The sequence below is a fragment of the Paraburkholderia jirisanensis genome (assembly GCF_054782355.1).
In genome coordinates, this window is the sequence record NZ_BAAGSQ010000030.1 from 142,859 (window position 1) to 156,142 (window position 13,284).

At 56.5% G+C, this 13,284-nt stretch carries 12 protein-coding genes and 1 pseudogene; 2 read left to right on the forward strand and 11 right to left on the reverse strand.

All coding sequences use genetic code 11. The annotated features are described in order from the left end of the window. Positions 1-522: 522 nt before the first annotated feature. From ACYVNQ_RS30495 to ACYVNQ_RS30535, 9 genes and pseudogenes are all read right to left on the reverse strand, one after another. Positions 523-1,689 (reverse strand): FRG domain-containing protein, encoded by a 1,167-nt coding sequence (locus tag ACYVNQ_RS30495; RefSeq protein WP_460908004.1) that lies wholly within the window; start codon positions 1,687-1,689, stop codon positions 523-525. Between the two features lie 373 nt (positions 1,690-2,062). Next, a complete protein-coding gene (locus ACYVNQ_RS30500; RefSeq protein WP_460908006.1) occupies positions 2,063-2,578 on the reverse strand; it encodes an SRPBCC domain-containing protein in 516 nt (171 codons plus the stop codon). Positions 2,579-3,156: 578 nt separating this feature from the next. Beyond that, positions 3,157-4,158, reverse strand: coding sequence for a protein NO VEIN domain-containing protein (locus ACYVNQ_RS30505; protein ID WP_460908008.1), 1,002 nt, complete (start codon positions 4,156-4,158; stop codon positions 3,157-3,159). A gap of 158 nt (positions 4,159-4,316) precedes the next feature. Beyond that, positions 4,317-4,685, reverse strand: coding sequence for a hypothetical protein (locus ACYVNQ_RS30510; protein WP_460908010.1), 369 nt, complete (start codon positions 4,683-4,685; stop codon positions 4,317-4,319). 43 nt (positions 4,686-4,728) lie between these two features. Continuing rightward, positions 4,729-5,124 carry a hypothetical protein gene (locus ACYVNQ_RS30515; RefSeq protein WP_460908012.1) on the reverse strand — a complete coding sequence of 132 codons (396 nt, stop codon included), beginning with the start codon at positions 5,122-5,124 and terminating at the stop codon, positions 4,729-4,731. A 256-nt stretch (positions 5,125-5,380) separates the two neighbouring features. Beyond that, positions 5,381-6,127, reverse strand: a complete 747-nt coding sequence (locus tag ACYVNQ_RS30520) for a restriction endonuclease (RefSeq protein ID WP_460908015.1) — start codon at positions 6,125-6,127, stop codon at positions 5,381-5,383. A gap of 358 nt (positions 6,128-6,485) precedes the next feature. Continuing rightward, positions 6,486-7,259: pseudogene (hutG, locus tag ACYVNQ_RS30525) on the reverse strand (N-formylglutamate deformylase). 81 nt (positions 7,260-7,340) lie between these two features. Further along, positions 7,341-7,877 (reverse strand): hypothetical protein, encoded by a 537-nt coding sequence (locus tag ACYVNQ_RS30530; RefSeq protein ID WP_460908017.1) that lies wholly within the window; start codon positions 7,875-7,877, stop codon positions 7,341-7,343. 86 nt (positions 7,878-7,963) lie between these two features. After that, positions 7,964-8,326, reverse strand: coding sequence for a nuclear transport factor 2 family protein (locus ACYVNQ_RS30535; RefSeq protein ID WP_460908019.1), 363 nt, complete (start codon positions 8,324-8,326; stop codon positions 7,964-7,966). A gap of 129 nt (positions 8,327-8,455) precedes the next feature. Between ACYVNQ_RS30535 and ACYVNQ_RS30540 the strand changes: the two genes are divergently transcribed. Then, positions 8,456-9,277, forward strand: coding sequence for a MerR family transcriptional regulator (locus ACYVNQ_RS30540; protein ID WP_460908022.1), 822 nt, complete (start codon positions 8,456-8,458; stop codon positions 9,275-9,277). Between the two features lie 471 nt (positions 9,278-9,748). On the opposite strand, the gene ACYVNQ_RS30545 is transcribed toward ACYVNQ_RS30540, so the two are convergent. Next, entirely contained in the window at positions 9,749-9,892 is a 144-nt protein-coding gene (locus ACYVNQ_RS30545; protein ID WP_460908025.1) for a hypothetical protein, read from the reverse strand. A 175-nt stretch (positions 9,893-10,067) separates the two neighbouring features. Further along, positions 10,068-12,959 (reverse strand): hypothetical protein, encoded by a 2,892-nt coding sequence (locus tag ACYVNQ_RS30550; RefSeq protein WP_460908028.1) that lies wholly within the window; start codon positions 12,957-12,959, stop codon positions 10,068-10,070. Between ACYVNQ_RS30550 and ACYVNQ_RS30555 the strand changes: the two genes are divergently transcribed. Continuing rightward, complete coding sequence (locus ACYVNQ_RS30555; protein WP_460908030.1) at positions 12,894-13,196, forward strand: hypothetical protein; 303 nt, start codon at positions 12,894-12,896, stop codon at positions 13,194-13,196. The two genes, ACYVNQ_RS30550 and ACYVNQ_RS30555, sit on opposite strands and share 66 nt — an antisense overlap. The last annotated feature ends 88 nt before the right edge of the window (positions 13,197-13,284 follow it).

The following is a 13,284-nucleotide window of genomic DNA, read 5'->3' on the forward strand; positions in this document are numbered from 1 at the left end:
CAGCGCGTAATCGCAGATGTCGATGCATTCGGCATTGTTCGTGGGTGACTTGTCTGACTTCTACAAGGGTTATCCATGGTAAATATCTCGGCGCCGCCGCTCTTCTGAGGACAATGGTTTTTTATAGGCTCACGATACGCTGCTTCGCATTTTCACTAAAAATCATGATGAAATGTTCGAAGCGCTATTTCGACCATCGTTCCATAGCGAACCCAAAATATATAGCGGACTGCGGCTAGGCTTATTGAACTTCTGAAGCTTGTAGGAAAGTTGTGTCTTCGAGTTTACAGGCACAATGAGCCCGCCGTGTCCAGCGAATTGATGCTCTCCGAATCCTGCGGTGCTGCGTAGCGTAGCGGGCGACGAGTGATCGCAATATGGTGAGCAGAACTTCCTGGGGTTAGCTCATCGATAAGCGAGCACGATGCTCTCGAGATCTTTAGCGCATCTCAAGGCGGGGTTGCCCGGCGCTTACAGTATCGAGGGCACTTGACTCGGATTGTCATCAGCGCTCTATAGCAACTACGGTCCAAGGTTGCCGCGAAAACCTGCAACGTGCTCTGGATAACGCAATCCTTGCCGCAAAGCAGCTAGAAAAGCATCCTCTTTCTGAGAGGGGAATAGATAGTCCGAATTCTTCGCTCCAGGTTTCAATTCAAAATCAAGAGAAATAACTGCCACTAGAAAATCAGCAGCTAAATTCATTGCGAACGGGTCGCTTCGACAAATAACACACGACTGTCGAATCGGTCGAAGTGGCTCCAAATTTCCAAGAACACGATTATTGACGTGGGGAGCCATTTCAGTGTTATTTTGCGAAAACACGTAGAGGACGGATTTGCCATCATTATTCCCCACGAAATCGTATCCGTCAGTCAATCGATCGTACTTATGAGTCGCAAAAAAGAGTGCGATATCGAGATCGGCCGTCAGGTCAAGATAGGGCGTGCGCAACCCGTAATGCTGTAGTAATGTTGTTAGAAGATCTGCGAGATTAATATCATGTCCCATACTCAGGTCCTGCGCTATACACCCGAATTGTTGCAATAATGGGTCGTAGCTATCTTCCATGTCGCTGTATGACATGGGCAGTCTATTACCCAGTATTTGCTCACGGCGATGAATCTCTGCTAAATCAAACTGGGAGTAAATTACCTTAGACCATTCAACAAGAGAGAGGCTCTGGAAGTTACGCTTGCTTTTCGGATTAGCCTTTTGTGCTTCACGCCATAGCGTTGGCATCAGTGATAATTCACCAATGCCATTCACAACAAAGTGAGGATTTGGTTGAACTCTGTCGAGCACATGATTGTGGATTTGACCTCTTAAAAGAAGCGGCCGTCTGTGGGTCTCAGCAAGGCTCTCAAGGTGCGCTGAGATGTCCGAGGAAGATGTTGCCTTCAAAACCATTACCCCATTGCGGCCATTTGCATGCATCCTTTTGAAGCCGTCCAGCGGGAAACGGCAGCGTCCGTCGATTGAGGCTAGAAGACCACCGTAATAGCGATCAATCACAATATTGTGACTTTCTAGCACAACATAACCAGAGTTTGAAAAAGCCACCGCTTCCGCTTCATCAAAGCCAAGTCGTGTGAAGTCACACGGTTTGTCGCCGACGTTTTTTCGTATGAGCTCAGCGTCATCATTCCAATCGAAGTTATTGCTGTAGTAGTCCCAGTAACAAGTCATCTATTCTTCCCCGATCTCAAGCGATTTAAATTTACAGTTTGCTTTTGGCCGTTGCCGAAGCGTCCAGGATCCAAGCGTACGGAATTCTGGTGACGTCAAAATTTCCTATATAACGGCGTTGTTTTTCTAGTCTGAAGGGTAAGCAGGTGTGAGCTGCCTGGTTTTATAACACCACTTGGCTCTAGCAATAAGGCCACTGCTCAGCTTCGAATGGGGCCGTACTTCGCTGTAGTGCCGGCACCAGTCACCAACCATGCGATTCGCTTCGATCCGGTCGACCGTACACGTCCACGGCAGTCAGGCTCGCTACGCCCGTTACGTGGCTCGCTCCGGCTCACCTACCAATTAACTCCTCACCGCAGATTCGTCGAGTTCAAGAGTGCTCCTTGCTGCGCGCAAGCAGAAATTCATCCAACTGCAGGAATATCTCGGTCATGGCCTCGCCCATTGAGTCGATGGCGATGTCGAGAGCTTGTTTTGATGGATAGAGCTCACGCATCACCAGCTTGGTTTTGCCCTCGTTGTGCTCGAAGGTCACCGTTGTGATGGCGCCGTCAGGGATTTCTTCGTTGGTCCAGACGAGGCGGGCATGGGGCACCACCTCGAGATACGTGCCGAAGAACGCCATAGGCGCGGTGGCGTTAGGGTGTTCGAACACCAGGCGGTAGCGGCCGCCGACACGGACATCCTGCTCGCAGGAAAGCAGGGTCGCGCCGCTCGAGCAGGGCACCCACCACTGGCTGAAGAGTGCGGGCGTGGTCCACGCTTCGAACACGAGCCGCGACGGGGAGTCGAAGGTTCGTGTTGTGAGCATCTCGCGCTCGGACGTGCGTTGCGAAATCGTCGGGTTGCTCGGGCGGGCTGGCTTATTTTCGCTTCGTTCGACCATCACGTTCCTCCCTAGGTTTGAGCGCCTCGACGACGGTGTCCATCGAGTCGAAACGCGCAGCCTATACCTGGCGGTCATCTTCGCCGAGATAACACCCGGCTTCGATGTTGTTACCGCGGAACCGGAAGATGACACCATCGATACGCTGACATGCACGGTGACGGAGTTCGTGAACGTGTTGCCGGCCATCGAGCTGCCGGGCGCGATACGACCTGGGAGGGTGCCCGGAGTGTCGACCTTGACCTAGCACCCCAGTAGCGCGCGATGGTCTGTCCACAACCTTTGGCGTCCGACGACAGTCGGGCCACTTCCAGTTGTTTGATGAGAGCCATATAGCTCTCATCAAACAACTGCTTTCATTCCGAAACCGGTCCGATGCTCGGCGCGCTGAAGTCGGTCTTGCCGATGTTCAAGCATCGCGTGCTGAATCGCCCGCCACGGCAGCAGTCCGTCGTTCTGCGAAGGCAATGGCGAACGGCAGCCGCCGTTCCAGCGAATGGGATTTCGACCCATCATGGCCTTTTAACTTTCCGGTAGCAGAAGCTATCTCTTCAAAAATACTGGTCGTTATGGATCATTCAATCTAAATCTGCTTTGGAAATGAATCTCCCGGTATAAACATACGGGTGGAGATCGAACGCTTCCTTGAGTTGCTTTGAGTCATAAACGCAGATCTTTGGCTCATCTAAAGCGGCGGTCACCATCGCCAAGCGCCAGAATGGGTTTGTCGAGAATCCCTTTTCATGTTCATTCCTAGTTAGGAAAAACTGGGGGACGATGCCCGAAGTGCCTTTCACTTCGACATTCAGCGTTGTCTTGCCTTTCGAGAACACGAAATCGAATCCGCACGGCAAATGAGTCACTCGTTCATACTCAAACCCTTCATTTCGAAAATGAGCAATGACAGCCCGTTCAGCTGCTTGCTCAACACGTTTACGGTCTTCTGGCGTCCCAAATCCTTTCAACGGGTCGGATGCATCAAGTTCAGGATCGGGTAAATTTTCTTCGCTCGGGTCCTTTACCGCGAACGGACGCAGGGCTGTCATCCGATCCTCAAGCAGCTTAAGTATTCGTTTCTTCGACTCATCGGCCTTAACGTGCGGACCTTCAAGATACGAGTACTTTGCCTGTCGAACGGAAGCGTCAGAAAAAGGTAATGTCCGAAACGCTGGTGGGACGAAGTAAGCACTTCTGCTGGTGATGCAGTATGACCAATCATATCCGGCACGATCCGTATCGCCGCGTTTTTTCACGTGCGCCTCCGGTGGGTCAAACCAGTCTCCATGCAAGGTGGCATTTTCATACCATCCAACAACATGGATACCCGGGTGCTTCGGATTTTTAGCGAGACAAATCACGGTCCATCCTGTCGGTTCATCGCTAGACGGTGCATAACCCTTGCCTTGCGGGGGAACGTAGCAATAGTACGTTCCGTCCGGAAACGGCTTAAAGTTGAATGCTTCATGGCCGCGGTTACCGTTTTTTTCGCCGTTTTCGACCAGCCACGCAAAGTTGCCGTCAACCGGTCCGCCGCGATAATACTCAGACCACCCAAATTTCACCCAAAGGATTTTTCTCATTTTGCTTTATCAAGGATCACTATTTCTGTGGCGATCGTTGGACTACTGATGGGGCTAGCCGGTGAAGTTCCTCTTGGGGCCTTGCCATTGATTTTACCGTGGGATACTTCCGAGGAGAAAGGTCACCTGAATCCGATTGGAATCAGGTGCAGCCAACATCATGGAATTGACAGGGCGATTTTTTCGACTGAGGTCACTACGCCTTCGACTCGTCGATACAGCTCTTCGGCTTCTTTAATCGTTATTCGATGCTGCGGCAAGTGTGTGTGAATTCCGCCCGAATGGTCTTCGGGATACAGTAGACGGTTCCGTAGCGCGGACACATTCGTTACGAGTTTGACGACCTCGATCTCTAGCTTCTTGTCTCCATGCTGCTTAGCTGCCTTCACGAAGTTCTGCAACTTCTTCGGGTGTGAGATCGATGCTCCAACCGGCAGTCCTTTCAAGATCGCTAGCGCCGAACCAGTTGACTCCAACGCGTGATAAGCAAGGAAAGCCTTCTTCTCGTGGATTTTCGACTTCAACATTGCGGCTGCCTGGAGAGACCGTTTCGCGACTATTTGATAATCTTTACTTGTTGGCATAGATGACGGCCCCTCTTTCTGAAATAGTGCGTACGGCGTACGGAAACTGCTCCTTCAGACTTAGCTCCTTGCGTCGTCGCATGGGATCGACGACGGCAAGTATTCCAGTATCTTCATAGTACCTAGCGAGCGCCTCCTCGACACCTCGGACAGCCGCGTAGTCGGAGCCTGTCGAGGTGATGACGTATATTCGAATCCACTCGGGAGGCTTTCGAGGGAGCTTCGCAGGCAATATGCCAACCAGCGCGTCAATGTACTTTCTCGGTGGGCGATTTAGCAACCGGTTGCCCAGTGTGATAAGAGCATCGCCATAGTGCCCCTTTCCAGCGGCGTTGAGTTTATCCAACGAGCCTAGTAGTGCCAATTCTCGCAAATCGTCCATACAGTCCTCGGGGAAAAGCTTGCTTTATCGATACAAGGTCTCAGGTAACTCTTCGCCAGCACCGGTCTACATCAATAAACGCTGCGCCGGACAGTTCTTCGCAGTGGTCGGCTGAATCTTCAATTGAAAATTCCAGTTGGTCGCCTGCTTTATTGAACCAAGACTTTACGACGGGAGCAGTTGGTGAACTGTTCGGTGCTGATGTCGCGTTCGCTGGGTGATTGCGAAAGCTTGGCCTTGTTGTAGTCACTGATCGTTACAAAGGGTGGTTTTCGACCCACCGAACGATATCGTCGTAGTCACGCAAGTCTAGGTGCCAACTGCTTTGGGCTAGCGTTTCTTGAAAAGTAATTGCGTCTTTCGTGAAATAAGTTGCACTGACAATAATAGTCTTATTTGGGCCATTTGAGGCTTGATGGACACCGTATGCCGAACGGATGACATCGACGCCGGTTGGATTACCAGGGTCGTTGCGCTTACATTGAACGAAAATCTTGAACGGCACGCCGTCGTTATTGATCACGCCGATGATGTCGGTGCCCCCGTCCCTCGTCTTCTTCGTAACTTCAACCTTGAATCCTTTCGCACGGAATAGTTCAGCGACGACCTGTTCGAACATGCGCCTATCCAACGTCGCCAGCCCAGCGATATTCCGTTTGAGTTCGTCAAGCGCGAGCAATGTTCGGTGGTAGTCCAACGGCGATAGTCCTTCGATATCGGACTCAAAGACAGGATCGCGGATGATCTTCGGGTTATCGTTGAGAAATGCGATATTATTTGGATGCGTCAGAAATACTGTACTGGAAAAACCAGGGTGTGTGTCATCGTCGGCGATGATTTTATAGCCGAGTGATAGGAACTGCTGGCATCCCAAGCAAGGAAATAGTTCGTGTCTTTCCGTGTGATACCCCGTTTCCTGAAAACGCGTGGAAGCACTCAAAAGAATCTGTTGCGTGCCGCAAAGCTCGCACTTAAACGGAAGGTCGCTCTCCAGTCGAAACATAGCCAATTTTTCCCTTGCCGCTCATCGCGCTGTTTTATCATCTACGCTTATCGTGTGAATCCGATAACCGCACCCCGTTCGCGGCGTATTTTGGATTTTTAGGCAGTTGTCGCACCGGCAAAGCACGCGATCCATCTTCGACGCCCACTTTCCGACGACTGCAACATGCTGAGTATAACGCCGCTCCGTTCATGCGTCGTCGCCGGATCGTGGCGCGTGGGTACCTCTAGTCCGGCGGCCGTTGTATCAAGGAAACGGTCATTGAGGTCGCGCTGGGTCGAACGGCTCAGACGGGTCGGCTACAGCCCTCTGCGTCAGAAATGAATCCCCAAGAACTCCCGGCAAGGAAGCACCGCGCTCACTTTTCCCGCACATCGCCCGCATTCAACCCACCGATCGCATTAAGCCCTCTCACCATCCCGCGCACCACCAACTCCACTTTCTGCACCACCTCCGGCAGCTAGTCGAACGGCGCGCCCTCGCTCATATAGATGGACTGCCCCATCTCCATCTGCATCGCATGCACACCGTCCTCCGGCGCACCGCAGTGCCGCGTGATAAAGCCGCGCTTGAAGCGTCCGTTCGCAATCCACGTGAACGGACTTGCCGCGGCGGCGCGCAGCACCGCATCCTGCACCGAGGGCGCGGCGGTGCGGCCATCCTGTGTGCCGATGTTCAAATCCGGCAGCGTCCCTTCGAAAAGCCGTGGCAGCACGCTTGAGATCGAGTGCGTTTGCCACAGCAGCACGTTGCGATGCTGGCGGCGCAGGCGCGGCACGTGTTCATGCAGGGCGTCGTGATACGGCTGCCAGTAAGTGGCCACGCGGCGCTTGCGCTCGGCGGCGTCGGGCGCGCAGCCCTCGCGATACAGCGGCGCGCCGCGAAACGTTTCGGTCGGGCACAGCGACGTGGTGGTCAGCCCGGGAGACAGGCTCTCGTCGTTCGACGGCCGGTTCAAGTCGATCACGTCGCGCGACACGCGCGCACCGAGGATCGTCGCGCCGAGCGCGCGGGCGAATCCGTAGAGGCGCTCGAGATGCCAGTCGGTATCCGCGAGCGTCAGCGCGATATCCGTGTACGGGTCGCGCAGGGCATCTGGAATGTGCGTGCCGAGATGGGGAATGGAGATCATCAGCGGCGCATCGCCGCGTTCGAGCGAGAAGAGATCGTGAGCTGAAGGTTTCGGTCACCCTCCAACGACGCACGACGAAGCCTAAGGTTTAACCCGGCTGGCCCGATAAAACCCGCCATCCTGACTCAACACGATCTCACGACCTGCACGGAACACATACCCGCAAGGATCGGCATCAAGCACGAGAGTCCGTGCAGGAACGCCGGCATCCTTAACGCCGGCCTTGTACTCGCGCAACAGAATCGGCGCAGTCGCGCGCGTTGCGGCACGCATGTTGTCTGCCTTGCAATCGTCGTCGCCCACTTTCAAGCTGTTCTTGCCGATCACGATCTGCTTGCCGATCAGCCCACGCAGTTGATCTTCGCCGACAGAGATTTCACTATAGCCAACGAGCTTGTCGACTTTCCATGTGCCATAAAAGCTGAAGGGCTCTGAGGTCGCGTTCGCGCCGGCCGCTGCAGCGAATATGCACACTGCCAACACGCCACGCCTCATGGTGCCGCCTGAAACGGTGCCGGACTCAGCTCGCCGGCGATTGAGCAGGCCGCCGTTCAGTCGCGGATGAGCTGAGACGCGCCCTTGCGCGTCATGCGGGTGCTCGTAGATGTATCGATTCATGTTGCTCGCCACGCTTGCGATATCACCTGCATTTGCCGGTTACCCGATTGCTGGAGTGCCTGCCCGGGTAGTCAATACCGCGGAGGTCAATACGGCGAGGGCTGGTTACGAATGACAGCAAGGCTGACAATTTTATCGCCTCGTACACTGAAGTAGTTCGACATGACCAATTCCCCGGGCGGGAGGGCAGATTTATCATATTCGCCGTCATACGCGGCTCTGATAATGACGTCGCCGTAGTGATCGACAACTTCGCGTACGTCGAGGGTCACCCGGTCGCCGACCATTTCCTTCTCGACCCATCGCCGGATCGCGTTGATCCCTCTAATCTCCCGACGGTTGTCGTTCACATAGGCGTCCGGCGCGAAGGTCGCGACGATCGCCTCGGTGTCGAAAGCATTGACGGCCTTGATGTGCTCAGCAAGAACGCCAGTAAGTGCAGGTGTCATGTTCCATTGCTCCATTGATATGTGGGCGTTGTGGCCCGGAGCGCTTATCGTGATTGCTCCCGCAACGGGAGAGTCAACAGTCCCCAAGGGGCTTGACTCTCCCCCAAGGGGAGAGTGCACAATCCCCGCATGAAACCATCCTTGACGATTGGCGATTTCGCGCGCGCGACGCATTTGAGCGTCAAGACGCTGCGCCACTATCATGAGACGGGCCTCCTCACGCCAGTGGAGGTCAATGCACAAACGGGCTACCGCCGTTATGCGACCGATCAGATTCCGATAGCTCAAGTCATACGCCGTTTCCGCGCCCTTGATATGCCGCTGGAGGAAATCCGTGCGGTTCTCGCCGCTCGAGATCTCGAGAGCCGCAACGCGCTGATCTCCGCACATCTGCAGCGTCTGGAGATCAGTCTTGCCCGCACTCAGAGCGCGGTCGCGTCCTTGCGTGATTTGTTACAGCATTCAGCGCGAGCGGCCGCTCGCATCGAACAGCGCAGCGTCGGCGCCACCCTGGCAGCCGCAATTACACAGGTCGTCGATGTCAAGGACGCATTGTCCTGGTATCAAGGTGCCGTTGCGGAGCTTTATGCCACGCTCGCCACGCAACACGTTCCGTCCGCTGGACCGGCGGGCGGTATCTTCTCGAACGCCTTGTTCTCGGATGCACGCGGAGAAGCAACCATCTTCGTACCGTGCGAAGCTACGGTGCGCCCGATGGGTCGAGTGCTGCCGCTCGTGGTTCCTCAAATCGACTTGGCCACTATTACGCATGTTGGGCCGCATACCGATATTGACCTCGCTTATGGGGCATTGGCCTCGTATGTGGCACAGCATGCGCTGGCAATCGCGGGGCCGATCCGTGAGTACTATCTGGTCGGGCCGCACGAGACTTTCGACACGACGGCCTGGCGAACCGAGATCGGATGGCCCATTTTTCCAACGGCTGCCTGAATACCGTTCCCAGGCGCGCGCGAGACGTGGTCGAATGATTGAAAGAAGGCCGAAAGCCGACGCAGATGCCGCGACAGCTAGTCGGTCCGCAAAAGGTCGATTGATGCTGATCGCATCCGGCAGTCACCCGCCAATTGCGACCACTCGAACCGTAACGACAACTTGATTGACGACTACACATTTCTCGAAGGCGTGCGGCGCTGCAATTGACCAGTATGACAACGGGTGGGTGGATCAATGTGCGGGTCACTTGCGGCTGATGCAGTCGGCGACTGGCGACCAGAAGCAGACAGTCGACAAGGGTGCGCAGATCGCTAACAATCAGCGCAGCAGCATACGAAGCTAATCGACCTCCTCAAAAGACGCCACGCCTACGTCTCGTGAGCGACAGCGGAACATCAACCAGTGGGGCGCGCTGGCGGCCTTGCAGGCGATCGACGCACGGCTCCGGGCGGCTTGAGCGCGCCGCGTTCAGGCCGGGCGCGACACCGAATCGATCGCATCGCGGCGCACCTTGTCGACGTATTTCCCGACCGCGATGCTGGAGAGCAGGCCTGCCGCGAACGTGATGGCAAAGGCGGCGAGCGTTTCGAGTGCTGAGTTGTTGTAAGGCATGGTGTTCGACTCCGGTGGTGAGATGGCGTCAACGCCTGAGTGCGTGACTGATTCCATGCTAGGTGCGGAGCTGGACGCGCCCTGTCCGGAAGCGCTGCGAATCCGCTGAAATCACGGCAATGAAATGAAACGCGGCCGCTCGTGGCGGCCGCGTGGTTCAGCAGGATTCAGCGGATCAGGACTGCGGCAGATAGCGATAGCGTCCGATGCGCAGCACGGTTTCCTCGTGCCGATTCTCGTAGTACACAGCCAGCAGGTTCGTGTTGTTGGCGGTCAAGTGGTTCCATTGGCCGTCCTCCATGCGTAGTTCCTTGAAGCTGAGCCCGTCGTCCTGGCTCACCAGGATCGTTCCGCCGCTGCTCGAGGTAATCAAGCTCAGGTCTTGCAGCGCGAAGCATTGGCCGATGTGGATCGGTGTGTCGCGATGCGTCCACGCATAGCCCTTGTCGGAGGTGAACAGTTCCGACGCGACGCACATGAGGCCGCCACCCGAGCCTAGGTGAACTGAGGTCGTGCTGGACGCGGTGTAGCGCGAGCTGCTGTCCCAGTCGCATTTTTGCCACGCTTTGGCCGCGCCGTAGTACATGACGAACGGTGGCTGCTCGGGCTTCTTCTTGTCGCGCATGTACGACCAGTCGTATTTGCAGAACGCCAGCAAGCCATTGCGGCCGGGCAGGGCGCAGATCCTTTCGATCTCCACGCCCTCGTCGGTGCGCGGCGTCTGATCCCAGGGCTCCCAAGGGCCGGCTAGATCGGCCCCGCGGAACACAAGGGTTTGCGCATACGAGCCCGACTTGGTGGTATCGGAAAAGAAGCCTTTTTCGACATAGCTGTAACGCTGGTATTTCGTCGCGGTCCACAGCCACACGCCGTTGAAATACACGATGTCGTGATAAGACAAGCGCCCGTCATTGAGCGACAGTTTGCTGTTGTTCGCGGGCGCGGGGCCGGCACTGTGTTGCCAGTTCAATGCGTCGCGCGAGTAGTAAAAGCCCTCGGGGCGCGGACCGCGCGACCACGAGCGGTTCCACACGATCCAGACGCCGTTGACGATCTCGAGCTTGTTCAGGCTGACCTCGCATTCGGGCGCATCAAGCCGCACCTCCTGCCATTGCAAACCGTCTTCGCTGCGATAGAAGCGGTCCTTGGAATCGATGCTGGCCACCACCAGCCAGATCTTGCCGTCGGTGCGGATGTGAGTAATCTTCTCCGCTTCGCACGGCGGCTGCGCCACTTGCTGCCATTCGAGGCCGAGCAGGCAGGGTTCGCCATCCTTCACGACGGCCACCGACCGCTTCTCCAGCTGTTCCAACGCCTGCTTCTGCTGCCATTCCGCGCGTTTGCGTTCCTTGATCGCGATGACCGAGGAATCGAAATCGCCCTTGACGAAAAACTCGAGCTGCTCGGCGGCTTCGGTGCACACGCTGGAAAATGCATTGAGCGTGTGATCGATCTGGTTGCAGTAGCGCTGGAACTGGTCGCCCCAGTCTTCGTTGTCGGTGGAGTCGTCCAGCACGTAATCGGAATAGGCAATGTCGTCCGAGAATTCGAATTTGGGCAGGTTCCAGCGCACAATCCGGCTGTTCGCCGCGTACAGCGCCGATTGGTGCTCCGACAAGAAATCGCGTGCCTTCTTCCGGAGTTCGTTCAGGCTCGACAGCGCCGAACGTCGCCCGAGGCTGTACGCGGCGGAGCCGGCCTTGTCCACCAGGCCGCTCAGGAAACCGCCGTCGGACGAGGGCATGTAGTACGCATATTCCATGGCCTTCATGGACACGCTGCCGACTTCGAGCGTGATTCGCATATTGGCCCAGCTGCTCATGCTCAACGGCTTGAGCACCTCGGAATAGCAGGCCTCGAAACGCACCGCACGGTAGCGCACCAGGTTCTTCCAGCCCTGAGTGCTCGCGTTCAACTGCTGGGCCGCGTCGAGCACGGCGGCGGGGTCCTCGCCGTTCACCATTAGCAGCAGGTTAGGCAGACTGCCTTTCAGATTCGCCGGCTTGAGCAGGCCGAGCACGATCTTGATCGCCGGGCTTTCGATCGGCTTTTGCGCGAGCGTCAGCAGGAAGAAGGCGTCGAGCAGCCAAGTGGCTTTCTTGTTCTCGTCGTCGAGCAGGGCCTGCATGATCGGCTGGCAGTGCAACGCCTTACGCGGATCGTCGGCCAGCGCGAGCACCTCCTGGAGCAGCTCGGGCGCACCGGCATGGTCGGCCAGCAGCGCGATGAATTCGCGCGCCGGGCGGTTCAGCGCGGCCGCGTTGTCCACGCATAAGGCCAGCAGCAGCAGGTAATCGCGCTTGGCTTGTTGGCTGCCGCAGGCGTCGAGGAAGCTGTGCGCGGTGATGTCCGGCAGCGACGACACCAGCGCGATCTGCTCCGGCGCGGCTTCCGCGTCCAGAGCGGGTGCCTCGGGCGGCACGTCGAGTCCGTGCTGATCGCGATACACCGAGATCGCCAGCTGGCTGCCGCCGATGATTTCGCAGATCAGATCGCGAATGCTGTAGGTCGCGGCCAAGCCGTTCAGCTCTTGGCCGAAGAATTTGGCGATGATTTTCTCGCGCGCCGCGTCGCTGGCGCACAGCTCTGGATCGCCGATCAGGTCGGCGATCTTCTCGTAGTGATCGACCAGGAAATACAGCGCATTGAAACCGACGCCGGAAATCGACTTCTGGATATAGGCCGAATCGATGTCGTGCGCATCGGTCGACAGCGCGACGGTGGCGCGGTATTGATCGAGGCCCACCAAGCCAATCTGATCGATCAAATCATTGATGAAATCGAGCAGGCGCACGGTTTCGTCGCAATTCACGCCGAGCTTTTCCAGCGTGGTGACGAGGTAATTGCCGACGTCGCGGCCGGTCAGCATCGCACCCGGATGCTGACGCACGAAATCATAGGCAAGCCGCAGAATCAGCAGGTTCTTGGGGATCGGCGCGAAGCGCCGCTTGTTGGCCTCGATATTGAGCGCCCAACTGCTGAAATTCGTGTTGTTCTCGACATGGCGCAGGCGCTGATCGATCCGGTCGATCGCCTGTTCGAGAAAATCCCGGGTTTCGATGATCACTTCGTTCATCGTGCCGAGGTTGTTGCGGATCACCGCGATGCTTTGCGCCGTGATCAGGTTCTGCTGCTGCAATTGCTGCAGGTAATGCCAGGCAAAGCGCTGCATTTGCAGCATGTCCGCCTGGTTCAGCGCCTGGTTTTCGCTGGTCTTACCGCTCACTGCATGCGCCAGGCGCTTGAAGAAACCAGCTTCCGACTGGTGCGCCAGGCGCTCCTGGCTGGCCGTGACGAGCCTTGAAGCGTCCATCGCCAATTGCTGCGTGACGGTGGCATTGGCCCGGTGTTTTTCGACGAGCCCGTTGATCGCCGCGAGTTCCGAACTGTCG

Coding starts and splice junctions, on each gene's coding strand:
- ACYVNQ_RS30535 (WP_460908019.1), bottom strand. CDS start 8,326: ATGACACCTGCACTTACTGGCGTTCTTGCTGAGCACATCAAGGCCGTC.
- ACYVNQ_RS30530 (WP_460908017.1), bottom strand. CDS start 7,877: ATGAATCGATACATCTACGAGCACCCGCATGACGCGCAAGGGCGCGTC.
- ACYVNQ_RS30555 (WP_460908030.1), top strand. CDS start 12,894: ATGGCGCAGGCGCTGATCGATCCGGTCGATCGCCTGTTCGAGAAAATC.
- ACYVNQ_RS30510 (WP_460908010.1), bottom strand. CDS start 4,685: ATGTTGAAGTCGAAAATCCACGAGAAGAAGGCTTTCCTTGCTTATCAC.
- ACYVNQ_RS30515 (WP_460908012.1), bottom strand. CDS start 5,124: ATGGACGATTTGCGAGAATTGGCACTACTAGGCTCGTTGGATAAACTC.
- ACYVNQ_RS30495 (WP_460908004.1), bottom strand. CDS start 1,689: ATGACTTGTTACTGGGACTACTACAGCAATAACTTCGATTGGAATGAT.
- ACYVNQ_RS30505 (WP_460908008.1), bottom strand. CDS start 4,158: ATGAGAAAAATCCTTTGGGTGAAATTTGGGTGGTCTGAGTATTATCGC.
- ACYVNQ_RS30500 (WP_460908006.1), bottom strand. CDS start 2,578: ATGGTCGAACGAAGCGAAAATAAGCCAGCCCGCCCGAGCAACCCGACG.
- ACYVNQ_RS30540 (WP_460908022.1), top strand. CDS start 8,456: ATGAAACCATCCTTGACGATTGGCGATTTCGCGCGCGCGACGCATTTG.
- ACYVNQ_RS30545 (WP_460908025.1), bottom strand. CDS start 9,892: ATGCCTTACAACAACTCAGCACTCGAAACGCTCGCCGCCTTTGCCATC.
- ACYVNQ_RS30520 (WP_460908015.1), bottom strand. CDS start 6,127: ATGTTTCGACTGGAGAGCGACCTTCCGTTTAAGTGCGAGCTTTGCGGC.